Origin of the sequence: Nocardia sp. NPDC006982, assembly GCF_042869435.1 — a bacterium.
In the GTDB taxonomy this organism is placed as follows: Bacteria; Actinomycetota; Actinomycetes; order Mycobacteriales; family Mycobacteriaceae; genus Nocardia.
Genome location: NZ_JBIAFV010000034.1, coordinates 1 through 21762, shown reverse-complemented (window position 1 = coordinate 21762; position 21762 = coordinate 1). Strand labels below are relative to the sequence as shown.

Below are 21762 nucleotides of genomic sequence, written 5' to 3'. Positions count from 1 at the left end.
GCGGGACGTGCACGGAATTCGTGTGGGTTCCAGCGGCATGCCGGCCGGAGGCCGTGCCCGACGGCTCCGGGCCTGGGACCGGGCCGAGGTAACAGTGCAGGGAAGTCTTACTGCCGCCTGGAGCTGTTCGCACTGATTGAAATCAGCAGTCGATGACAGATTCCTGATGGTGATCAACGGATCAGATCCCGTTACGGTCATCGTCGGCTACTTTCTCGCTTCGACTGTACGAAGATAGCCGAACCACTTCCCGATTCCCCAACACCCTTCCTGCTATTGGGAATTCGCTAGCGGGGGATGCATCGGGCTACCGGGGTGTCGTTAACGGTCGTGTCGCCCGGTACATGAAGCCCTGTTCGGCCAGGTAGCCGCCGGATTACTCCTGCTCGGTCGCTGGCGTGAGGTAGCGGTGCAGTGATGTTTTCGGGATGCCGGTCTTGGTCGTGATTTCGCCGAGGCTGCTTCCTTGCTCTCGGAGCAGCCAGGCGTAGTCGATCTTGTCGTCGGGCCAGGCGGTTGGTCGGCCGATGTGGCGGCCCTTGGATTCGGCGAGGGCGCGGGCGTGGGCGGCGCGTTCGGCGGTGAAGGTGCGTTCCATTTCGGGGTCGCGGCCACTACCGGAACCCCCCAACGCGACGGCTTCCGCCGACTGGCCGGGTTCGCGCGGCCCGGTGATCGGCTCACCGTGTCCGGGCTGTACCGGCTGTGCCGCGATCTCGCCGACATCCTGGCCGTGCGCGACTGGTGCCGACAGCACGGGGTGAAGCTGCGGGTGCTGTCCGGGGCGTTGTCGGGCATCACCGACCTGGCCGCGACCGACGCGACCACCACCATGCTGGTCAACGTGCTGATCTCGGTCGGCCAATTCCAGCGCGACCTGCAAAACGAACTCACCCGTGAGGGCCTGGCCGCCGCCTGGGCACAAGGCGCCAGATCCGGCCGCCGCCCACAGGTCGCCACTATCGGGGCATTGGAGCAGGTGCGCCAGGAATTCCGTGACGGGGCGAGCATCGCCGCTCTGGCCCGCCGGCACCGGGTGAGCCGGGGCGCGATCCGCACCGCCGTGGCCGACCTGCTGCCCGGCCGCCTCGAACACCCCGCACCCGCCGGCATGGACGAACCGGGCCCGATCCGGATCGAGATGCCGGGCAAGATCGTCTGCCACCTCACCGGCCACAGCGGCGACCTCGGTGAGACCGAGCGCCACGCCCTGCAACACTGCCGGGATGTGCGGCGGAGGCGCTGCCCAACAGAGAATCTCACTCGCCGAGTACATCGAGTTATCCGTGTCAGCGCCGGCGCGGCGGGTCCAGACCACCTGGGTGTCGGCCGAACCTAACCAGATCCGTGAGCGAATGGCCCGCAGGGGCGCGCCTCGAGACGCTGGAAACTAGCCAACGGGAATGCATATCGAACCGAGGTCCTAGAACAGGGAACAGGCGATTTGGCGGCCGCCGTCGTGGACTAGGTCATACGGAACTGATCTCTAGGGAGCGAGTGATGCCCCTGGTCAGGCCGAGAATTTCAGTCGGCCAGCCGCTTTGGCCGCCCACCCTCGTTCCAGGCGATGATCGTCCGCGGTTCCCATATCGGCGAGCCCGCGACACGATCGAACGGTTCAGGCAGTCGACCTGCTGAAAGATACGAGCTCACCGTCTGTGGTGACCAGCCCAGATAGTCCGCCACGTCTCGCCGGGTCCAGTACGGCGCTTTCGGATCCGGAGGTGTGCTCATAGCCTCTGATCGTAGGAGCAAACCTCCGACTGAGTGTAGTTGGCGGTATTTCAGTCGGTGATCAGTTTGACCAGGGTGCCGACGACTTGACGCATGGTCACCTCGGTCACGACGCCGATGCGCTCGGTGAGCCATGGCGTATACAGCGGATGGATGCGGTAGACGACGGCGGACAGACCAGGCAGCGGGTCATCGTCCGACAGCTCTACCGCCAGGCCGGGCATACGGGGTGCCTGCTCAATCGGAATCGCCAGCACGGTCGGCAGGATCGAGTTGATACTGGTTCGCTGGACCACGAGGACGCGGTCCCCGCTGAGGGATGAGGGTTTCTCGCGGCCAGCGATATTCGGCAGGTAGCGCCACAGTTCGCCGTGGGCGGGAGGGGCTGCGGTCACCAGGTGGCACCGCTAGCGCGGATGACGTCGTCCATCGCGGCGCGGTCGGCCTCGACCTGGGCGAAATATTCCGCAGTGGCACGTCCCTGGTTGTGCTCGTAGCTGACGGCGATGCGGGCCGAGTTGCGCATCACCTTGTCCAGCAGTGCCGACTCGGCGAATGCGGACAAGGTGACCCCGTCAGCGTCGGCTGCCAGCTTGGCCTGCTCCAATACAGCAGAATCCACGCTCAGGGACGTATTACGCTTCATATTAGGAATCGTAACAAGGACCTCTACACAACGCACGGCAGACTTGTATATTTGATGGCGCGGACCCGCCTCACACATGTGGATTGGCGGGTCTAGCTGTGTCTGGACTCATGATTAGATGACGATCGGCCCACCGTCCATGGTGAATGTCGGTGCTCACGTGCACAATTCGCGGCATGGCATTCACCGTGTACACCTCTGAGGATGCGACCCGAGCGGGGTCGGAGTTCGGAGACGACGTTCTGGCGTGCTCGTAATCGACACCGCTGCTGGCCGGACGCGTGTCTATGCGCCTGGCTTCTGGCAACTCGTCGAGTACGGGAGTCATCCCGTCGGCAATACTTCCTTCCGCTGAGCCCATGTCCATGATCAGGCGCGCGTTGCCACGCCGCCGCCGCTATCCGGAATGGCGCAAGTCATCCGCTAACCTCGGACGGCCGAACGGCCACCTGCAATGCATGCAGATGGCCGTTTCGCGTGTGAGGAGCTTGGAGCTGACTGCCGATGGTTATGCGCTTGGGGGTGATGGCGACGGCGCTGTGATCTCCGGTGCAGGCGCGTCGGGTGATGGTGGGGGAGTCTCGATCTTGTCCACCACGGGCATGCTGTGGCCTCGACTGCGAGCCTCTGCAGCGACGCGCTTTCCCGGTTGGATGCTTCCGTCTCGCGGGGAGATCCAGCCATGCGTGGCGATCCATCGGGATTGTGCCGTCGCATCGTCGGCATCGAGGAATAACCGGAGACCTTTATGGTCGGTGGCTGATTCGGCGATCTGTGCCCAATCCGGGCTGTGGCCGTGAATGGCTTGATGGATGCTGATGTAGGCGGCGGTGAAATAGCCGATGTCCTCGTGCGGAGCCTTTGAGATTTCGGCGCCGACGTTGCGGCGGTGAAACCGCCGCCCGGTGCACAGAGAGCGTTCCTGGGTGTTGAACCCGATCCACCCCAATTTCCGGGCCGTCAGGAAGATGGCTGGTTGGAAGTCCTTGCCGAGGTACGCCATGCCGGTCGCCTCGGTCCACCACTGCGCAACCTCGGGGGCGTCCGCAGCTTCGCTCCAGTGCGGGCCGGTGCCGTGCTCGCGCCAATGTGCTACCACCGCTTCGGCCAGCAGCTTGCTGAGAGCGGTCATGTCCTTGGTCGTGTCGATGACCTTCGTCGTACGCTGTTGCGTGGCGAACCATTCGTGCGTTCTGGCCAGCTTCTTCGCGGACTTGGTGCGCACCGCCCCCTCAATAGGAGCCGCTTTCAGAACAGCACCAGGCGTGGGCGTCTGCCCAACTTTCAGTAGCCACATCACCTTGGCAGCGGAATCACTGTCTGCGGCCGGCGGGATCAGGGGTTCTCGTTTCGCGAACCCGTACCGCGTTGTCCGGGATCTCACCCCGTCCACGAGGGAACCGGCCCTGTTTGGTATAGAACCGCAGCATTACCGCGAACCCGAGCTTCGTCACACCCCGCTTGCCCGCAACCAGCTCCAACTCGTTGCCGACCAACGTCCAACGGTCAATCAGCTCGTCCTCATCTAACTCCTGAGCCACGGCCGGAAGCTACACCGCACACCACCGGCACACACCCGAAACGCTCGTTTGCCGCTCCTGACACGATCCTTAACGGCACCTCGCCTGGCCAGCCGCACACTTCTCATGGTTTTCTCCACCCGATCGAGCACCTGACTTCCAGTTCCAGAGATGACCTCGCGACAAATGACGTTCAGCCGTATGGGTGCGGATCTGGACCCCGCGCCCCGTGTTTTGATCGACCGACGGTGGGTCGACTCTGGAAACTATGCGCGGTACCGAGGGCCTGGGTGTTTGCCGCCGGGCGAGCCTTCCAGGCCGTCGGTACCGCCGGATCCGGCGGATTTACTCGTCATGCCCCTTCACCTGCCCCAGGGACAATACAACCGACCAGGCCAGTTCCCATATATGCGACCGATTTCGATGAATACTACGACGCCTTCTACGGGTAGATATGAAGTACTTGCTCATCTCTGGTGATCGCGATGAGCTCCTTCAGGCCTACGATCGGAGCAGCGTGCAACTCACTCTCGATAAACGACGCATTGTGCGGCAACAAGGCCATATTCAATACGATTCGGTCGGTTTGTCCGCTGTCCAGCTTCGAGCGAATACCCTTTCGTATTCTTTTCATATAAGGCGTAATCGGTGTGAAGCAATCGAAAATCCTCCCCTCTATTCGATAGTCTGGATTTTTGGCCTGATTAGGAAGATAAGGATTTTGCTCAATTTTGTAACCACGCTGAGCTAGAATAATCGCAGATCTGTTCTCTAGCTCCAGATGCAGCTTGTCCAGTTCTGTTCCATTCGAAGGTATTTCAGCGGGTCGTCCGGTCGGCTTACCGCCAATTTCTCCGGTCGGCTGGGTGTGTAGAGTGGAAGGCGGTCGGGGAGTGAGGCTTTGCGAGCCCTTCCAGGAATCGGACGCGAGTCGCAAACGCTGAGCCATTTCAGCATCTACCTGTGCGTAAGCGTCATTATTTCGGACAAGTTCCGCTCTAACGGCATCAATGCGAGCACGGAGCGCGTTGCCCAGTTCCAATCCTTCTTGCCCGATTTTCGCTGCCGCTTCCTGGAGGAGTCTTTGCGCAGGCTTTCCTTCTTTCAGGCTCTCCCTCCATTTTCATCGTCCCACATGTAATTTTGCCTGCGGTACGGCCGCGACAATAATACGAGTCGAGATGAAGGCCACAGCTCTTCGCTTTCATTGACAAATATCTCCCCGTCGTGACGAACCAACCAAATCGTGTCGCCTTGGCAGTGGAGTACCGCATCGCCTGGAATACGTGTCAGTACCGCGGACGTCAACGTGATCATGTCGTCGGTCTGATCTGGAAAGTCTTTGAACTTTTCGAAACGAAAATGTGTCCAGAGCGTCGGCGTGAACCGAAACCCCGAAGTCAGAATCTCCGTTTCCAGAGAATGCTGCTGCCCGACTCCGATCCACAGGCCGCGTACTGTCGTGACCACACCACTGAGCACTCGGTCGATAGTCACTCCAGGATCAAATAGCTGACCCTTTGGTGCACTGCTCATAAGCGCTTCAGCGACCTGCGTAGGCGTCGCCGTCGCTGCAAGGTCGAGTGTGTATTCGATCGCCACTGCGACCAAGGTACCCGCCTTCTTGCGGGCCGCGCAGCTATCGCTAAATCCCAGCGCCGCCCAGCTCGCGCACGAACTCCGCCTCATCCTCCGACGCCAACGCCGCCGCCCGCACCCGCCGCCGCAACGCCTCCCGATCGGTCTCCGGTGCGCCGACCCGCGCGGCGACCTAGCGCTCATCGGCTACGCCACAGCGGATTTCGGGCGTCCGAGTAGCTCGATGCGCTCCTGGGGCGGCATGGGCGGTCGTCGTTTCAGCACCCGCGTCCCCGGTCCCGGAACCAGTCGCCGAAATCCTGCTGGCCTGGATCGAGGGCCGCACCAACATGAACACCGCCACCAACCGCAACTCGCGCTGGCTGTTCCCCGGCCGCCGGGCCGGGCAACCGATGCACTCCGAAACCCTGGGCGGCCTGCTGAAAGCGCTTGGCGTCCTCAACGTTCCGGGCCGAACATCGGCCATGCGCCAGCACGTCCAGCAGATGCCCGCCCCCGTCGTCGCCGACGCGCTCGGCTATCACCACGTGACGACGAAACTCGCCGCCGAGGCCGCGGTGAGGAGTCGCTACGTCACCGCCCTCGGTTCCGCTCACCTCTCGGTTGGGCTCCCTCCACAACTCGTGACAGTTGAATACGCGATCTCACCAGTCCGGGACCCACTGCAGACCGGCGAAATCCACCAGATGATCAACCAGAACCTGGACGAAGCAACAGGCACTAACAACGAACACGATGTATCTGGCGACACGGGTCCTTAACAGCACTCCCCCGCCCAGGCGAAGCGTGATCCTTAACAGCCTTCTGACCTGGTCTATCAGCTTCGTCTGCCGCTCCTGACACGATCCTTAACGGCACCCCAACACGATCCGCCGACCATCCGGTGCCCGCGCGATCACGTCGGCGCCCAGATCACCGGATCCGCCGACCACTCGGACACCGGTGCAGCCGTCACGGCGGCACAACGCGGCCAGCGCCTCCTCGAACTCGGAGGGACTCAGCGAGTTCTGCCGTAGCGCCGCCAGCACCCGCATGTCATCGTGTGCACGCAGCTGGCGGCGATGCCGGACCACCAGCGCGGCCGCGACGGCGGCGACGGCCAACGCACACACCCCAACAGAGGCGAGTACCACGGCCTGCTGTTCGGCGACATGCACGACCTTGGGTGCGATCACCAGTGCGGCGATGGCGGCCATGAACATCAGCGCCGCCGCATCCGATCCGCGGCGACTACGTCGTCTTCCCATTCCGGTTGTCCCTCAGCAGCCCGACTGGAAGGGGTAGCACCCTGGCGGGAATTGCGGCGCGGGCGGTGCTGCGATCGGCGCGGGCACCACCTCTTCCTGCGTGTGCTGCGGCGGGGCGGGAAGTGGCGCCGATGTCTCCTGGGTGGTGTCCACGGTCCGAGCGTCGGGGTGATCTGGCTCGGTGACAACAGCCAGGACGGCCGCCAGCACGGCTACCGGGCCCTGAACTACGGTCGGTGGCCTGAGGTGCAAGGTAGAACGCGCCGGTAACCGTTGGTAGGGCTTACGGTTTCGATTCGTGCGTCGGGAATGGTCGCCCGAGGATCTGATCGGGTCGTGGACGCTGGTCGGCGACGATTGGCGGTTGGTGGGCAACAAGAGCGGGGTCACCCGGTTGGGGTTCAGCCTGTTGCTGAAATTCTTCGAGTTGGAGGCGCGGTTTCCGCGCGGCCCGCAGGAGTTGCCCGCCATAGCAGTGGAGTACGTGGCCGGCCAGGTCAAGGTTGATCCTGCCGATTTCAGGTCCTATCCATGGGATGGCCGCTCGGCGAAGTACCACCGGGAGCAGATCCGCGCCGCGTTCGGTTTCCGGGAGTTCTCCCGGGCCGATGAGGACAAGTTGGCGGACTGGCTGGCCGAGGAGGTCTGTCCGGTCGAGTTGCGCGACGAACAGCTGCACGAGGCGCTGCGGGTGCGGTGTCGGGCTGAGCGGATCGAGCCGCCCGGCCGTGCCGACCGCATCGTCGGAACCGCGAGGGCGGTGTTCGAGCGCCGGTTCTGCGACCGCACGGTGTCTCGGTTGGCGGCGGGGTCGGTGGAGGCGTTGAACGGTTTGGTCGCCGAGGATGCGGGACCGTTGGCCACGGGCCGGAATCTGTTGGCGGAGTTGAAGTCCGATCCGGGCAAGGTCAGTTTGGAGACGCTGCTGCGGGAGATCGAGAAACTGTCGGCGGTGCGGGCGTTGAAGCTGCCGCCGGAGCTGTTCGCCGACGCGAGCGAGAAGCTGGTCGACGCCTGGCGGGCGCGGGCGGCCCGCATGTTCCCGTCGCATCTGCGTGACGCGCCGGAGCCGGTGCGGTTGACGCTGCTGGCGGCGTTGTGCTGGATGCGGTCGGCGGAGATCACCGATGCCTTGGTGGAGTTGTTGATCGAGCTGGTGCATCGGATCAATACCCACGCGGACCGGCGGGTGGAGAAGGAGTTGACCGAGGATCTGCGGCGGGTGGCAAGGAGGGCATCTTGTTCCGCCTCGCCTAGGCCGCGGTGGATCACCCGGACGACATCGTGCGGGAGGCGTTGTATCCGGTGGTCGGGGAGAAGACGCTGCGGGAGCTGGTGTGCGAGGCCAAGGCCAACGACAAAGTGTTCGCGACCCGGGTGCGCACGGTGCTGCGCAGCTCGTACTCCAACCACTATAGGCGGATGCTGCCGGCGTTGCTGGCGGCGCTGGATTTCCGTTGTAACAACACTGCCTACCGGCCGGTGATGGTGGCGCTGGAGCTGTTGGGGCATTACGCGAGGGTGGACGGCAAGGTCCGCTTCTACGACCAGCACCGTCTGGTGCCGTTGGGCGGGGTGGTCCCGAAGGCGTGGCGCGAAGCGGTGGTCGACGACCGCGGCCGTGTCGAGCGAATCCCGTACGAGCTGTGTGTGCTGGTCGCGTTGCGGGATGCGCTGCGGCGCCGGGAGATCTACGTCGATGGCGGCAATCGGTGGCGAAACCCGGAGGACGATCTGCCCGGCGACTTCGAGACCGCGCGCGAGGTGCAGTACGCGGCTATCCGTCAGCCGCTGGACGCGACCGAGTTCATCACTGACCTGCGGCGGCGGATGGCGACCGCGCTGGAAAACCTGGATGCGGGGTTGGCGGCGGGAACGACCGGCGGGGTGCGGATCACCAAGCGGTACGGCGACCGGTGGATCGGGGTGCCCAAGCTGGAGAAGCTGCCGGAGCCGGAGAACCTGGCCGCGGTCAAGGCCGAGGTGGCGCGCCGGTGGGGCACGATCGATCTGCTCGACGTGCTCAAGGAGGCTGGTTTCCTCACCGACTTCACCAGCGAGTGCACGTCGGTGGCCACCAGGGAGATCATCGACCGCGACACGCTGCGCCGCCGGTTGATTCTGGTGTTGTTCGCCCTCGGCACGAACATGGGTATTCAGGCGATCGTGAACACCGGCGAGCACGACGAGACCGAGGCTGCGTTGCGGCATGTGCGGCGGCACTTCGTCACTCGTGACAATCTGCGCCGCGCTATCGCGAAGCTGGTCAACGCGACCTTCGCCGATCGTGACCCGCAGTGGTGGGGCACGGGCACCGCGTGCGCGAGTGATTCGAAGAAGTTCGGGTCGTGGGAGTCGAACTTCATGACCGAGTGGCATCAGCAAGGACTCCGACCTCGCCGGACCCGACCGCGAGCACGCCGAGGTGTCGATGCTCGCCCTTCACCTACTGCAATCCTCGCTCGTCCATGTCAATACGCTTCTGCTGCAACAGGTTTTGGAAGACCCAGCGTTCGCCGAGCTGATGGGCGCGCACGAGCGTCGCGGGTTGTCGGCGCTGTTCTGGTCCAACATCAATCCCTACGGCCGGTTCCTGCTGGACATGAACCGCCGCCTCGATCTGTCGCGGCCGGCGGCTATGGTGGCGACGTGAGCGCCGACGGCCCCGCCGCGATATCCCCGAAATCCCTGTCCGACGCCCTGGCCGCGTTGGGCGTCTACGACCAGGCCCCGACCGACGCGCAGCTCGCCGCCGCCGAGGCGGATGAGGGCCGGGCGGAGCTGGCCGCCCGGCTGGCCAACGCCCTCTACGGTGCGGTGCTGGCCAGGGTGATGTCGGCGGAATGGATCGCCTCCCAATCCAATTCGTTGGGAGGTTGGCGGTCGGAGATGTGGCGGGGCGCGGGCGCGGACAACAAGGGCGTGGCGATCCTGCTGCCCTACTCCGCGATGCGGCTGGCCTCCCACATCCGCGCGATCCACGGACACATTCCCGTCGACCTGGGCGTGCTGGGCGCCGCCGACGACGCGGCCGAGGCGCTGAAACTGCTGTTGGAGGTCACCACCGTGCGCAGCCTCGACGACCCGCGCGCCGAGACGCTGACCACCAACCTCGCCCGTGCCTCGGACCGGCTCGCGACCGCGGCCGAACGCATCGACACCCTGTTCGCGGCCGGTCGCGACGCCGCCGCGATCATCGACCCCCGATAGCGTGCCGAACCAACCGAGCCAAGCACGACCGAGTGCCCGACGCGTGTCAACTTCACACCGAGATCGACCCGACGACATGCCGGTAGTAACGGTCACAGCTCCGGCAAGACGGTCGTGAACCGGGGGTGCGAGATAGGGGTTGACCTGCGTATTCGTTGCTTCTTCGGCGATTACTACCCGAACCCCCATGTTCCCGCTGTTGGGGGCTCACCCTGGACAACGACGAGGTAGGAAGGTTGCATACAACTGCGACTCAAGTATCGGCCCACCCCTGAGAACGCCAGCCTTTTCGCAGAGGAGATCGCTGCGGGAGCCGCCGAGATCAGCCAGGCGAAACTCGACTTCACCCCCGATAGCCTCACATCGGTGGACGCGATTGTGGAAGGCTTTCGAGCTGAGAACCTGATCGTCGATGATGTCGCAGAAACGCTCTTCAGCTTCGGCTGCTATGTCGGCGAGGTTTTCACGCGCAACGCAGGTGGACACTGGCGTGCCATCAGCACCGCCGAGCAAGCCGAAGTCGGCTGGCCCATAGTAGTCCAATTCGAGGACAATTCGTGGTGCAACCCGATTGGCAAGGTTGTCAAGCGGTTGGAAAATGGTGAAGCGGATAACCTGCGGTACTTCTACACCGTCTTCACCTCGCCTCTGGCACCGAGGCAGTAGTGGAGCGACGCCACCATCGGGTCACATGAGCTGCTGCACGATCAGGTGGAAGATGACCTGCTCCATCTGCCGCCGAGGCCACTTGGCACTTCCTGACAGTTTCAGGATTCCCGGGCCTCGTCGGCGGACTGCTACTGCTGGGAATCGCCGGAGCACTGGTCGTCGCGATGTTCACGTACACAACAGTTCCGGAGATCCTGTCCAACGGCTTCCTGCTGATCCTGGGATTCTTCTTCGGTCAAAACAGCACTCGCGGCGGCCCACCCGGCGGTTCGAGCTGAACGCCGCGCAGCATCCCGCATGCGCCGCGATTCTCACAAACGAACGGATGCGAGAGTTCTGCGACAGCCCGGGATCGACCACGAAACCCGCAGGCCACCATTCGCAAAAGTCCTCTCGAAACCTGCCGCTTGTGCGAGACACTTCGGAGAGACTTCCCCCATGGAGCTGACCCCCGTGCCCGCACTGCGCGAGGAACTCGAGGTGCCAACCCCCGCCGACCGCCGGCCCGGCCGAACTTGGACCCCAGGCCCAACGCTCACCGTCGTTCCGGCGACGACGGCCGAACGGCCGGTGCGGATCGGGTACGCCAGGACATCGACCGCTCGCCAAGAGCTGGCGAGCCAACTCGAAGCCCTCCGAAGGGCGCAGTGCCACAAGATCTTTCACGAGCAGATCAGCACCCGAGTCAGGGTCCGGCCCGAACTGGAGAAAGCGCTCGCGCTGGCCCACCAGTTCAAAGAAGCCGCCCCCGAAACATCGGTCGTCTTCACCGTCCACGAACTCAAACGCCTGGCCCGCAACGCCGCCGAACTCATGGCGCTGTCCGCCGAACTCCAGACCGGCGGCATCCAGCTCGAACTTCTCACCGGCCCGCTCACCGGCATCTACGACCCCAACGGCATAGGCGCGATGTTCTTCGCGGTCCTGGCCGTCGCCGGGCAGGTCGAGCGCAACTACATCCGGGAAAAGACCCTCGAGGGCCAGGCCACCGCCGTCTCCAAGGGCAACCACGGCGGCCGGCCCAAGGTCATCGACGACGACTCACTCACCTTCGCTCTCGCACTGAAGAACAAAGGCATCCCGGTCCCGGACATCGCGAAAAAGCTCACCATCAAGACCGGGAAGAACGCAGGCGGACACCCGTCCGTCGCCTCTCTTTACCGGGCGCTCGCAGAAGCCGAGAACACCACCGCCGACGATGGTCTGCCACTCCGGCCCAAACCCGCTCGCATCCACCGCCCCGGCGACCCGATGACGCCGGAGGAAATCGACCTGCGCAACCGCATCCAGGCCCAGGTGCTCAAGCAGCGAGAACACCGATAGGGAGCTGAACCCAACCCGGCACCAATCCTGACCAGGGACTTACGCCATATCCGTTATTTTTTCGGCGATTACTACCGGAACCCCATCAACCCCTACGGACGCTTCCGTCTCGACATGACCACTCGCCTGGACCTGACTCGGGAACGGGTTGCGGGCTGAGCAGATCCCGTTCTATCGCCCGTTGTCTCGCCGCTGCGCCAACTGCGACTTGTATGCGTTGATATCGTGCATCTCTCCGGGGGTGAATGATGGAGGCTGCTCGTTGAGGGCCAGGTAGCGTTCGTGTTCGCGTTCCAACCCGAACACCTCGATCGGGTCGGCGATTCGCGCTTTCACCGAACGCCTGGCTGCCTTCTCGAACGGTGTCTGTCCATTCCTCGGTGGTGGAGAACAGATCCTTGTTGAAATCGCTGGCGGCGCTGGGGGTAGCCCTTCGCGTTCGAGTGCCCAGTTCATCAGCAGCCGCGAGGACCGGCCGTTGTAGTCGTAGTCCCAGGGATGGATGGAGACGAATCGTTGCTGGAGTTCGGCGGCGAGCCGGTAGGGATCGGTCCCGGGCTGGGCCCTGGCGGTGTTGTACCAGTCAGACAGCGAACCCAGCTCAGTGTGCACCGCCTCCGGCGAAGCGAGACGGTATCCCAATCCACCGTGGACGGTCGGCACGGTCCCCGGCGGTAGGAGATCCAGGTAGGGATTCGCCTCGATGAGGGCTTTCTCTTTGTCGGTGAGCGGCTCCAGTTGAGGTGCCCACCGTCTGCGGTGGCTGAGAACTCCGCCGTGATCGGGTGCGGTGAAACGCGATAACCGTTGATGGATTTCGGTCATGAACGGCACGCTCGGGCGGGTTATCTGGATGCCCGCGCATTCACCCGCCGTTACGGCGATCAGGATTTGTCCGTGCGGTTCATGGCCGAACTCCACCAACCGGTCGCGCGTTTCGGCATGCCCGACGCCGGGGTCATCGATCCGGGCGAGCGCTGGTTCGTCAGCAGCAAGCCCTCCACCCTCGAGGAGATAGCGAACGTAGAGGCGAATCCCTATCTGAAACGCATCAGCGAAGGAACCGTGCCTCTGAAACGCAACATAGGCGCGGTCGCCTACCGGCTCACGGACTCAGCTGAGATACGCCACGCACTTCAGTCCCTGTCCGACTGGTACAACGAGGCACGTAGCGTGGCCGGAACCGATCCCTATCGGCTCGCTGCCACACTCCAGCAGCGGTTCGTGTCCATTCACCCATTCAGGGACTACAACGGCCGGTCGTCGCGGCTCCTGATGAACTGGTCATTGGAACGCGACGGGCTCTCACCGAGCGTGCTGCCGGATTTCAACAAGGATATCTTCTCCACAACCGATCAATGGACCGACGCGGTCCGAGCGGGCAGCCAGACCTTCGCCGAACGCGCGGACCGTCTCCAGCAGCTCGGAGCCGCAGCCGACCCGGTCCAGACATTCGGCCTGCAGCACCTGCAAGAACTCTATCGGAACTAAGACGGCGAGATCGAGCCGCCCGAGCCGGGGTACCACGATATCGATTCGTGGCAAGAATTTCTGAAAGGGCTCCAGCCAGACCAAGCATCCGTGATGTGACATGGGGTCCCGGACTGGCAGGGACCGGTATTCAGGTAGTCGGTATTCGGGCCGTTCGGGCCGGCCGTGATCAGCGGTCGTGGTCGCCTGGTGCGTAGCGGTTCCAGGTGCCGCCAGCCTGGTCGCGATGCCGGTGAGCGGTGATGTAGTGGATGCCGAGGGCGTCGGTGACGACCGGTGCTGGTGCTTGGAGGACGAATTGCCGCAGGGCGGAGACCCGACCGGTGATGGTGGGGACTCAGTTCTTGGCCGACTGCTTGCCGAGGGTTTCGGGGCGAAGCGGCTGGCCGGCGCGGCGGCCTGGAAACAGCCAGCGGGAGTTCGGGTTCGTCGCGGTCCGCATGTTCGTGCGCCGGTCGATCAGATCGAGGACCAGGCCAGCGAAGGGCTCCGGAACCGGTGTTGGTGGTTCACCGAATCGGATCGAGACGCCCTCACCGCTGGTGATGACATCGTCGACGGTGAGGCGGACGATCCTGCTGAGCGGCTGGCCGTAGAGCAACAGCAGCGTGAATGCGACCCTCGATCGGAGGTCGATCTCGTTGTCGTTCAGGAGCTTTCGAAGAATCTGCAGGCGCTGGTGCTGGGTCAGCGGCTGACCGGGCCGCGCTGGTGAGACCGGGATGACCAGCTGCGGCAGGCGGCCCGAGGACTTCGCCCAGTCGAGGAACGGCTTGCAACTGGCGCGCTGGTGGACCAAGTGGTTGGCGTGCCAACGGTCGAGCGTTGTTTGGTCGCAGCGGCGCAAGGTCAGGTCGGATTCGCTGAGCTAGGTAGGCCAGGAACTCGGTGGCCCGCATGATCTGAGCGCCGGCGTTGCGGCGGCTGGCCGGTGTTAGTGGTCCGCGGGCGGCCCGGGTCCGCAGCCATGGCTGAACTTTCCAGGTGGCGAACTCTTTCACGATCCGGCGATGGTGGCGATTGCCGATCGAGGCGAGGTGACCGGGCAGCCAGCGCTCGAAGAACAGCAGCTGCTTGTCGACCGCCGGAAGCAGGTCGGAGCCCATCAGCAGTTCGTGCAGGTGCGCGGCCGCGCGCCAGGGTTCGAGCTCGTCGAAGGCGCTGTGCGTCAAAAGGATCGAGCCATCGGCCAGACCTCGCGGAAAGCGTGGGACGTAGGGGCACCTCGAAATGAGTGATGCCGTCGAGCGTGGAGGGCTCGACGGCATCCGGGCTCGCGGCACCTGGGGGGTCGGTGTCCGCGAGCGACTATCAGCCGGGGGGATGGCTGATAGGCCGTCGAGCCTAACCTGTACACGGTCGCCGCGAGCAGCCAGGGGGTGCGGCAGTATCAACCGAAACCCTCACGCGACAACGCATTTCATGTAACCGGACGTTCCGTGCTGGGCACGAGCGCGCTGGTCAGACCGCTCACTCGAGCATCGTGAATTGAGAGATCCATTCCTTGAGTGTGGTGTCCTTGCGGAGGCTTCTGGCGAGATCATCGAATATCGGGACCGAATCGGCCATCAGATCCCGCATCGACCGTAGAACTTCATGTCAGAGATCGTTGCGTGGTGAATGTCACGAAACATGTTGTGTCAGTCTGTAATTCATTGCGAGCCGATACCCTACCCGGGCATGACCGGCAGCAGAATCATCCGACCTCGAGCGTGCCGCGATCGAGATATTGTCAATACCTCTGATCATTGCTCGCCGCGATCGTCGGGGATCCCCGTGTGGAGCGGCGCTGACGGGCGGCTGAGCCTGCCTTGGAATTCATCGCGTTCTGTCGCCGCCGCAAGATCCCGCACCAGTCCACCCCACAGCCATGTGCGCGGTCCTGGGCGGGCGGGGAGGGTGAGTCGCACATCCCTCGAACCGGTCGCCGGATCAGAGTAAACCCGGCGACTCGCCCACAATAAACCTCATGGTCTGTTTTCCTGGAGGGTTGCCCCTGGTGCTGAACGATCCGATGGCCGGGTTGCGCCCTATGTTCCGGCGTGTTTCGCCAGCATTTCCTATTGTTTGCGGCAGAGTTGCTGATGGCCGGTGGTGGTGATGGGAGTATGGACCGGTCAGATGAGTTCGTCCTCGTTCGGAATCCATTCAACGTCTTTTTCTGAAGGGAGCTCGAAGATGGCAGCAGCACAGGACACCAGCACGGAGAACCGGTCGACCTCGCAGCGTCGGGGGGAGGAGTTCGATGTGCGTGGGGAGGTGGAGTTGCTGCGGATGCGCCTGGACGAGGCGCGCCAAGACGCCCAGGGCGCGCGCCAGTCCGCGATGCAGGCCTCGGGCCTGGCGCGGCAAGCCCAGGCCCAGGCGCGTCAGGTGGCCCATCAGGCTCAGCAGGCGCAGCAGGACGCGAATCAGGCCAATCAGCAGGCTCAGCAGGCTCGTCAGCAGGCGATCCTCGCCGGGAATCAGGCCCAGCAGGCCCAAGGCGAGGCCGACCGTGCCCAGTCCCAGGCCCAGCAGGCCCAAGGGGAAGCCAACCAGTCCCAGCAGCGCGCGGTCTCGGCGGCCGATCAGGCCGATCAGGCCACCCAGTTGGCGCAGCAGGCCGAGGACCAGGCTTCCCGCGCCCAGGACCGGGCCGGGCAGTGGGAGTTGCAGTTGCATCAGATCCGTCAGCAGGCCCGCCAGCTACAGGACCGCTGACCCCGCAGGAGGAAGGCCACATGAGTGCGATGCTGGTGGACGGACCCGGCACAGCGCCGGTGGCCGTCCACCGGCACCATCGCCGGGGCGGGTGGCGGTGAGCGAGCAAACGCCGCCGCCCTCGCCGCCCCCGCCGCCGCCGGCGGGTGAGCCGCAGGTCGAGGTCATCGTGCCCGAGGCGTTGAGTGCGGGGGTGTATGCCAATGGGTTCACCTGTTGGTACAACCGCACCGACTTCACCCTCGATTTCCTGGTCTACCTACCCGCCGAACCCAGCTCGGTGAACGCGACGGGTGCGCCGGTGATGCGCCAACCCGTGCAGGTCACCGCGCGGGTGAAGTTCCCGCCCGCGCTGATCTTCCGGCTCATGCAAACCCTCAACGACACCATGAGCAACTACGAACACCAATTCGGGCCCATCACCCACCTCGGCGAATAACCCGTCGAGCACACCACCTGTCAGGAACAGGACACCGTGATGACGACCGTGTCCGGACCGATCACTCTCATCGCCTGTACCCGCGACCGCCCCATCGTGGCGGACCCGCGGGTGCGGTACCAGCCGACGGTGATCTGCGGCCGCCACTACCGGCCCACCCTCATCGCCCCACACCCGCAGCCCGGACGCTGAATCCAAAAGGCGGCCCGCGTCGCGTCGCCGGATTCCCCCCGAGCGGTCTTGGCAGCAGCACCTCGGCCCCGGTGCAGGGTCCGGGGCCGAAGCAGCTGCGGGTGCAGCGTCCTCGACTCTGGACCGAGGACGGTCGAGACTATCGCGGCTCGCCCCGCTCCGCAGGGACCCGGTCTGGGATGTCGGCGGCTTGCATGGCTTCGAGGTCGCCGATCGAGCAGATCGTCGATGAGTGTCGAGCCACACGACAGGCCTATCTATGGAAGCCCTAGGGTCCGGTGCTCGAAGCAAACACCGCAGGCCCAGTACCGACGATCGCTTCACCACGACTGAGCCTGCGGCGTTTCGACCAGTGTCCGAACTTCACGCTCCAAGACACCGGCCTCACCCAGCACACTGCCACACCGAGATGATATGTCAAGCAGCGGTGAAGCTCGATGCCAGTCGATACATGCTGAACCCCAACTCTGCAGCGAACACAGTTCGGCACACAAGATCTCGCCGAAGATCCCGACCAGCCGTTCCGTCCTGGAAAGTAGAGGTGGTGTTCTAGCGGAAGTACTTCACGGACGCTGCGCGTGGCTCACGCTAACACCGAGCGAATCTACTTCCCACGCCCGGAAACTGCTACCGAGCACGCTCGAGCTCGATGAGCCAGGATAGGGTTCTCCGCTCGAATACAACGAGTCGGAGACGCCGCTGATGGCACAGAGCAAGAGAGGAAGGGGGAGGTTATGAGCAAACGACTGTTGTATGCCGCCGCCCGCTTGGTCGGCGCGAAGTCTCGTGTACGCAAGTACATCTGGGACGTGACCTAGTTTCCGATTTGGAGTGGGTGCCCGTCACGACGGGCACCCACTGTTCTGGCTGGTAGGGCAGGAGGGATTATGCCAATCACCGGGAAAACGTCCCCGCCGCAGCGCGTTCCGACCACAGGCTTGACTCGAGCGGCCGCTGCGGCGGCCTTCGACACCGACCCGCTGGGGTTCCCGCTGGAAATGGCGCGCCGATATGGCCATGTCGTCCAGTTGTGGCCCGGCATGATCCAGGTCACCGGCGCCGACGCGGTGGACTCGGTGCTTCGTCGCACCAATCGAGACTTCTTCGTCGACCGGAATTTCCTGTTCCGGCGGATCGACTACCGGTCCGATGCCTCCCAAGCCAAACTCGCCGACTGGATGAAACTACGCCGCACAGCAATGTCAGCGATGACCCCCACTCGAATCGGCGAGCATGGGCCATGGCTCGCAGAACACGCTGACGTGCTTACCGGTGCCTGGCTCCGCCGCGGTACCGTCACCGATGTTCTGCCGCAAGTGCGCGAGCTCACCGGCGCCTCGATCGCCCGGTTCAGTCTCGGGAGCCGGCATGTGGGAGAGGTTCGCACCGCTACGAACGCGATGCTGGACGCGCTTCGGCGCCTTTCTCTGGGCCGATTCGAGTGGCCCGGGTACATCCGAGCGGTACAGCCCCGTCAATGGCGGGCTCGCCGTGCGGTGAACGATCTCATGATCGCGGTGCACGCCAGCCTCGGAACCCGCGACGCGGGTGGCCTCATTGATGTCATGACCCGGACCGTGTCGACCGAGGCCACGGCCGAGCTCGTCAAATCGCTGGTGCTGAACGGGCAGGAGGCCCCCGCCGCAGCTGTGTGCTGGGCGTTGGTGGAGCTCGCCCGCCACCCCGAAGAGCAAGAACGCGCCGCCGCCGCCGCGTCCCGCTGGGATGGTTCGGTAACGGTCCCGCAGGAAATCGGCCGGGTGGTCGATGAGACCCTGCGGCTCTGGCCGCCCGCACCGCTGTCGGGCAGAGTCGCTGGTGAGTCGGTGTCGCTCGGATCCTGGACACTGCCCGCTGGATCGACGATCCTGCTGCCCTTCAACGTCATTCACCGCGCCGCGGATCATTTTCCCGAACCGGAGCGGTTCGACAGCACCAGATGGGCACTTCCCTCGCCGCCCCACGGCGCCTACGTGCCCTTCGGCGGCGGGGCACGGTCCTGTCTCGGTGCACGTTTCGCTCGGTTCGAGGTAGCGACCGTACTGGCCGCTGTGTTACGACAGTCCCGAATCACGGTGCGCGGGAATGTACGACCACACCCTGGGCGCATTCTGACCCCGGCCGCATTCGAACTTCGAGTGCACCCACGCCACTGAAAGACGCGGGCGCGATCGTCAGTGCCCGCCCTGGCCGATACCCGCTCGCACCCATGTCCGGTCGCGGGTCAGGTATTCGTCCACCCTGAGGCCCACCTCCGCGAGTGCCGCTTCGAACTGCTCGGTCGTCAGCGGCCTGGACAGGAACGTGTGTGTCCATGTGGCGTCGGGGAACTCGTACTCCGCATATACCGAGTCCACCCCATCGCCGATCGGTTCCGCCGATACGATCCGCACTGTGAACCCGCCAGGGTTGGTGCGCTCACGCGGCAGGTTCGCGTGCCAATCCGCCTGCTCTCTTTGGATCAGCACACAACCGGACGCCGCGAGATGCCGCACGCATGTTCGCAGCAGCGCCTGTCGCACCTCGACATCCGCAGCGTGCACGAGGTACGAACCGAGCAGCACCACCTCGAAACTCTCGCCCAGGTCGAGGTTTTCGATCGAACTGTGTACCGTGCGCGCCCCACGAACGCGGTCGAGCATCTCCCGGGACTCATCCACTGCAGTCACCGCAAAACCCCGCTTCAACAGCGGATGGGTCACGCGCCCCACACCACACCCCAGCTCGAGCACGCGTGCACCCGCCGGCACGGCCGCGGCGACGATGTCCGGCTCGGCCCCGACCGGCAACCGCGAATACAACTCGACCGCACAGCCATCCGGGGTGATCACCCCAGGCCCGGCCCCATGATGTCCCGCTCGCATGTTCAGCTCCATACCGTCCAACAATGCCAGCCCAGACGACACTCGCGGTGACCGGTGAGATCACGCCGGCACCGCACGGCTCCTACCGCGATTGATCCGCGGCCGCACCCAGGGACCGGTATTCGTCACCCACCGCCGACCCGGGCCCGGAAAATACCTCGCCGACCGCGACATCTGCCCCGACACCGGACACGCAGGACTGTCCTACGACCAGGCCCGCGACCTCCTCGACGCTGCCACCGCCACCGCCGGAACCGGCTGGGACCTTCACGAACTCCGCCACTCCGGCCTCACCCACCTCGGCGAATCCGGCGCGAGTCTGCTCGAACTGATGTCCAAGTCGCGACACCGCAAGGTCGAGAACCTGCGCCGCTACTTCAAACCCTCACCCCTAGCGATGCGCGAACTGACCAGCCTCATCGGCCCCGGCACCAACCGCACCCACTGACCAGCAGCTACGCCATATCCGCCCGATTTTCGGCGATTCCGGAACCCCACTTCGTTAGGATTTTCGGCGATTGGCTACCGGAACCCCGACCCGGAACGGCAGGCTCCTGGCCGCCGGTAATGCGCACTTCACACCACGGCCAGGCCCTGGCGCGCGGAAACGCCGGGCGTCGGAAAGTGGTCAGAGGCTCAGTACGCTGCTTCCGAGGCTGAGAACACTGCTGCCCACACTGAGCAGCAAGCTGATGATGCTCTGAATATCCATATTCGATCTCTTTCCATCGATTTCGTCGGTGCGCTCTACATGGCGGCGGCTCCCCCGGTAGCGAAGTGGGGGAGCCGCTTCTCTACGGTCTCGTTCCGCGCGAGCGGGACCGGAGTGGTGAGTGGGAGATTTGTTCCGATCTCCTTCGGGCGCCGGCGAAAACGGGGGGTAGCCGTGCCACGGACCCGGGGCTACTCACGAGCCCGGACCGGACCGGATAGGCGGCGTCCTGCGCAACGGGTTGTGAGCGGCCTCCCGCCGTTGGGAAGCGAACTCGCACGCGCTGCGGTCCGGAAAATGCTCGCTCGCCCTGCCGGCGCGTGTATTTGGGGTGGGAGTCCATATCCACACTGCTCGTGTTCTCGGTCACCGCGACAGGGGGCGTGTGTGTGCTGGGTTAGGGGCAATGCCGCGTAGTTAGGACCTGCCGAGGATTAAGCCGTAACGTCTCGGGTTTGCGAGTGATGAGTGATGTTGTGGTATGGGCGATTTCGTGGTGACCGAGCAGTGTCTGGTGGCGAAGTTCGAGGCGTTGTTGCCGCATCTGGACGAGCGGCAGCGGCGGTTGGTGCTGGCGGCGGAAGCGCGGATGCTCGGGCGTGGTGGTGGCCGGCTGGTGGCGCGTGCCGCCGGGGTGCGGGAGGCTACGGTGTCGCGCGGTGTGGCGGAGCTGGAGGCGGGCGAGCCGCCATTGGGGCGGGTTCGGCGGGTCGGGGGTGGCCGCAAGCGGGTGGCCGATGTCGATGCGGGCCTGCGGCCTGCGCTGTTGTCGCTGGTCGAGCCGGACCAGCGGGGTGATCCGATGTCGCCATTGCGGTGGACGACCAAATCGACCCGCACACTCGCCGGTGAGCTGACTCGCCAGGGGCACCTGGTGTGGGCTGATGTGGTGGCCGACCTGCTGCGCGCGGAGGGATTCAGCCTGCAAGCCAACACGAAAACCCTTGAAGGAAACCGTCATCCCGACCGTGACGGCCAGTTCCGTTACATCAACAACCTCGTCGAAGACCATCAGAACACCGGGGATCCGGTGGGCAGCGTGGACACCGAGAAGAAGGAGTTGATCGGCCGTTACGCCAACGGCGGGCGCGAATGGCGCCCGGCGGGCGACCCGGAGCGGGTCAATACCCACGACTTTCCCGATGTCGAGCTGGGCAAGGCGATCCCGTACGGGATCTATGATCTGACCGCCGATACCGGCTGGGTCAGTGTCGGCTGCGATCACGACACCGCCGCGTTCGCGGTGGAATCGTTGCGGCGCTGGTGGAACGGCCGTGGCCGCGCCGACTACCCGAACAGGCGGCGGCTGTTGATCACCGCGGACGCCGGTGGCTCCAACAGCTACCGGACCCGGGCCTGGAAAACCGAGCTGGCCCGCTTCGCGGCCGAGACCGGGCTGCAGGTCACGGTCTG

Annotated in this window: 26 protein-coding genes and 1 pseudogene; 15 read left to right on the top strand and 12 right to left on the bottom strand. The window is 64.5% G+C overall.

Going from position 1 to position 21762, the window contains the following annotated elements; all coding sequences use genetic code 11:
* Positions 1 to 376 precede the first annotated feature (376 nt).
* A complete protein-coding gene (locus ACFYOW_RS47055) occupies positions 377 to 757 on the bottom strand; it encodes a hypothetical protein (RefSeq protein WP_387298318.1) in 381 nt (126 codons plus the stop codon).
* Between ACFYOW_RS47055 and ACFYOW_RS47050 the strand changes: the two genes are divergently transcribed.
* Complete coding sequence (locus ACFYOW_RS47050; RefSeq protein WP_387298316.1) at positions 650 to 1339, top strand: recombinase family protein; 690 nt, start codon at positions 650 to 652, stop codon at positions 1337 to 1339. The two genes, ACFYOW_RS47055 and ACFYOW_RS47050, sit on opposite strands and share 108 nt — an antisense overlap.
* Positions 1340 to 1524: 185 nt before the next feature.
* On the opposite strand, the gene ACFYOW_RS47045 is transcribed toward ACFYOW_RS47050, so the two are convergent.
* From ACFYOW_RS47045 to ACFYOW_RS47015, 7 genes are all read right to left on the bottom strand, one after another.
* Positions 1525 to 1734 carry a helix-turn-helix transcriptional regulator gene (locus tag ACFYOW_RS47045; RefSeq protein WP_387298286.1) on the bottom strand — a complete coding sequence of 70 codons (210 nt, stop codon included), beginning with the start codon at positions 1732 to 1734 and terminating at the stop codon, positions 1525 to 1527.
* A 50-nt stretch (positions 1735 to 1784) separates the two neighbouring features.
* Positions 1785 to 2129, bottom strand: coding sequence for a hypothetical protein (locus ACFYOW_RS47040; protein WP_364438292.1), 345 nt, complete (start codon positions 2127 to 2129; stop codon positions 1785 to 1787).
* On the bottom strand, positions 2126 to 2380 hold the full coding sequence (locus tag ACFYOW_RS47035; RefSeq protein WP_387298284.1) for a hypothetical protein: 255 nt from the start codon (positions 2378 to 2380) through the stop codon (positions 2126 to 2128). Before ACFYOW_RS47035 ends, ACFYOW_RS47040 begins: the two co-directional genes overlap by 4 nt.
* 508 nt (positions 2381 to 2888) lie before the next feature.
* Positions 2889 to 3680, bottom strand: a complete 792-nt coding sequence (locus ACFYOW_RS47030) for a hypothetical protein (RefSeq protein WP_387298282.1) — start codon at positions 3678 to 3680, stop codon at positions 2889 to 2891.
* A gap of 13 nt (positions 3681 to 3693) precedes the next feature.
* Positions 3694 to 3921: a DUF4158 domain-containing protein gene (locus ACFYOW_RS47025; protein WP_387298280.1), complete on the bottom strand. Its 228-nt coding sequence runs from the start codon at positions 3919 to 3921 to the stop codon at positions 3694 to 3696.
* 421 nt (positions 3922 to 4342) lie between these two features.
* Complete coding sequence (locus ACFYOW_RS47020; RefSeq protein WP_387298278.1) at positions 4343 to 4942, bottom strand: hypothetical protein; 600 nt, start codon at positions 4940 to 4942, stop codon at positions 4343 to 4345.
* 62 nt (positions 4943 to 5004) lie between these two features.
* Entirely contained in the window at positions 5005 to 5502 is a 498-nt protein-coding gene (locus ACFYOW_RS47015; protein WP_387298276.1) for a SitI3 family protein, read from the bottom strand.
* 326 nt (positions 5503 to 5828) lie between these two features.
* On the opposite strand from ACFYOW_RS47015, the gene ACFYOW_RS47010 reads away from it, so the two are divergent.
* The gene (locus ACFYOW_RS47010; RefSeq protein WP_387298274.1) at positions 5829 to 6260 is read left to right on the top strand and encodes a hypothetical protein; all 432 of its coding nucleotides are present in this window, start codon (positions 5829 to 5831) and stop codon (positions 6258 to 6260) included.
* Between the two features lie 87 nt (positions 6261 to 6347).
* On the opposite strand, the gene ACFYOW_RS47005 is transcribed toward ACFYOW_RS47010, so the two are convergent.
* Positions 6348 to 6746 carry a restriction endonuclease gene (locus ACFYOW_RS47005; protein ID WP_387298272.1) on the bottom strand — a complete coding sequence of 133 codons (399 nt, stop codon included), beginning with the start codon at positions 6744 to 6746 and terminating at the stop codon, positions 6348 to 6350.
* A 298-nt stretch (positions 6747 to 7044) separates the two neighbouring features.
* On the opposite strand from ACFYOW_RS47005, the gene ACFYOW_RS47000 reads away from it, so the two are divergent.
* From ACFYOW_RS47000 to ACFYOW_RS46980, 5 genes and pseudogenes are all read left to right on the top strand, one after another.
* Positions 7045 to 8232 carry a DUF4158 domain-containing protein gene (locus ACFYOW_RS47000; protein WP_387298270.1) on the top strand — a complete coding sequence of 396 codons (1188 nt, stop codon included), beginning with the start codon at positions 7045 to 7047 and terminating at the stop codon, positions 8230 to 8232.
* Positions 8169 to 9116: pseudogene (locus tag ACFYOW_RS46995) on the top strand (Tn3 family transposase); the annotation flags it as partial. The gene ACFYOW_RS47000 and the pseudogene ACFYOW_RS46995, both read left to right, overlap by 64 nt.
* Before the next feature lie 61 nt (positions 9117 to 9177).
* Positions 9178 to 9399, top strand: a complete 222-nt coding sequence (locus ACFYOW_RS46990) for a Tn3 family transposase (RefSeq protein WP_387298314.1) — start codon at positions 9178 to 9180, stop codon at positions 9397 to 9399.
* Positions 9400 to 10322: 923 nt separating this feature from the next.
* Positions 10323 to 10622, top strand: coding sequence for a hypothetical protein (locus tag ACFYOW_RS46985; RefSeq protein ID WP_387298268.1), 300 nt, complete (start codon positions 10323 to 10325; stop codon positions 10620 to 10622).
* Positions 10623 to 11063: 441 nt separating this feature from the next.
* Positions 11064 to 11948 carry a recombinase family protein gene (locus ACFYOW_RS46980; protein WP_387298266.1) on the top strand — a complete coding sequence of 295 codons (885 nt, stop codon included), beginning with the start codon at positions 11064 to 11066 and terminating at the stop codon, positions 11946 to 11948.
* 171 nt (positions 11949 to 12119) lie between these two features.
* Here the strand turns inward: ACFYOW_RS46980 and ACFYOW_RS46975 are convergent, their stop codons facing one another.
* Positions 12120 to 12773: a Fic family protein gene (locus tag ACFYOW_RS46975; RefSeq protein ID WP_387298263.1), complete on the bottom strand. Its 654-nt coding sequence runs from the start codon at positions 12771 to 12773 to the stop codon at positions 12120 to 12122.
* 81 nt (positions 12774 to 12854) lie between these two features.
* Here ACFYOW_RS46975 and ACFYOW_RS46970 point away from each other — a divergent pair, with 81 nt between their 5' ends.
* Positions 12855 to 13439 carry a Fic family protein gene (locus ACFYOW_RS46970; protein WP_387298312.1) on the top strand — a complete coding sequence of 195 codons (585 nt, stop codon included), beginning with the start codon at positions 12855 to 12857 and terminating at the stop codon, positions 13437 to 13439.
* Positions 13440 to 13776: 337 nt separating this feature from the next.
* On the opposite strand, the gene ACFYOW_RS46965 is transcribed toward ACFYOW_RS46970, so the two are convergent.
* Positions 13777 to 14238, bottom strand: a complete 462-nt coding sequence (locus ACFYOW_RS46965; protein WP_387298261.1) for a hypothetical protein — start codon at positions 14236 to 14238, stop codon at positions 13777 to 13779.
* Between the two features lie 211 nt (positions 14239 to 14449).
* Between ACFYOW_RS46965 and ACFYOW_RS46960 the strand changes: the two genes are divergently transcribed.
* The 5 genes from ACFYOW_RS46960 (at position 14450) to ACFYOW_RS46940 (ending at position 18929) form a co-directional block, all read left to right on the top strand.
* Positions 14450 to 14677: a hypothetical protein gene (locus tag ACFYOW_RS46960; RefSeq protein ID WP_387298259.1), complete on the top strand. Its 228-nt coding sequence runs from the start codon at positions 14450 to 14452 to the stop codon at positions 14675 to 14677.
* 940 nt (positions 14678 to 15617) lie between these two features.
* Positions 15618 to 16142, top strand: a complete 525-nt coding sequence (locus tag ACFYOW_RS46955; RefSeq protein WP_387298257.1) for a hypothetical protein — start codon at positions 15618 to 15620, stop codon at positions 16140 to 16142.
* A 97-nt stretch (positions 16143 to 16239) separates the two neighbouring features.
* Positions 16240 to 16581, top strand: coding sequence for a DUF3467 domain-containing protein (locus tag ACFYOW_RS46950; protein ID WP_387298255.1), 342 nt, complete (start codon positions 16240 to 16242; stop codon positions 16579 to 16581).
* Positions 16582 to 16620: 39 nt separating this feature from the next.
* Positions 16621 to 16773 carry a hypothetical protein gene (locus ACFYOW_RS46945; RefSeq protein WP_387298253.1) on the top strand — a complete coding sequence of 51 codons (153 nt, stop codon included), beginning with the start codon at positions 16621 to 16623 and terminating at the stop codon, positions 16771 to 16773.
* A gap of 887 nt (positions 16774 to 17660) precedes the next feature.
* Complete coding sequence (locus tag ACFYOW_RS46940) at positions 17661 to 18929, top strand: cytochrome P450 (RefSeq protein WP_387298252.1); 1269 nt, start codon at positions 17661 to 17663, stop codon at positions 18927 to 18929.
* A gap of 18 nt (positions 18930 to 18947) precedes the next feature.
* On the opposite strand, the gene ACFYOW_RS46935 is transcribed toward ACFYOW_RS46940, so the two are convergent.
* Positions 18948 to 19637 carry a class I SAM-dependent methyltransferase gene (locus tag ACFYOW_RS46935; RefSeq protein ID WP_387298250.1) on the bottom strand — a complete coding sequence of 230 codons (690 nt, stop codon included), beginning with the start codon at positions 19635 to 19637 and terminating at the stop codon, positions 18948 to 18950.
* A 91-nt stretch (positions 19638 to 19728) separates the two neighbouring features.
* Between ACFYOW_RS46935 and ACFYOW_RS46930 the strand changes: the two genes are divergently transcribed.
* Both ACFYOW_RS46930 and ACFYOW_RS46925 read left to right on the top strand, forming a co-directional pair.
* Positions 19729 to 20085 carry a hypothetical protein gene (locus tag ACFYOW_RS46930; protein WP_387298248.1) on the top strand — a complete coding sequence of 119 codons (357 nt, stop codon included), beginning with the start codon at positions 19729 to 19731 and terminating at the stop codon, positions 20083 to 20085.
* Between the two features lie 745 nt (positions 20086 to 20830).
* Positions 20831 to 21762, top strand: a 932-nt coding sequence (locus ACFYOW_RS46925) for an ISAzo13 family transposase (RefSeq protein ID WP_387298246.1), incomplete at its 3' end; no start/stop codon positions are given.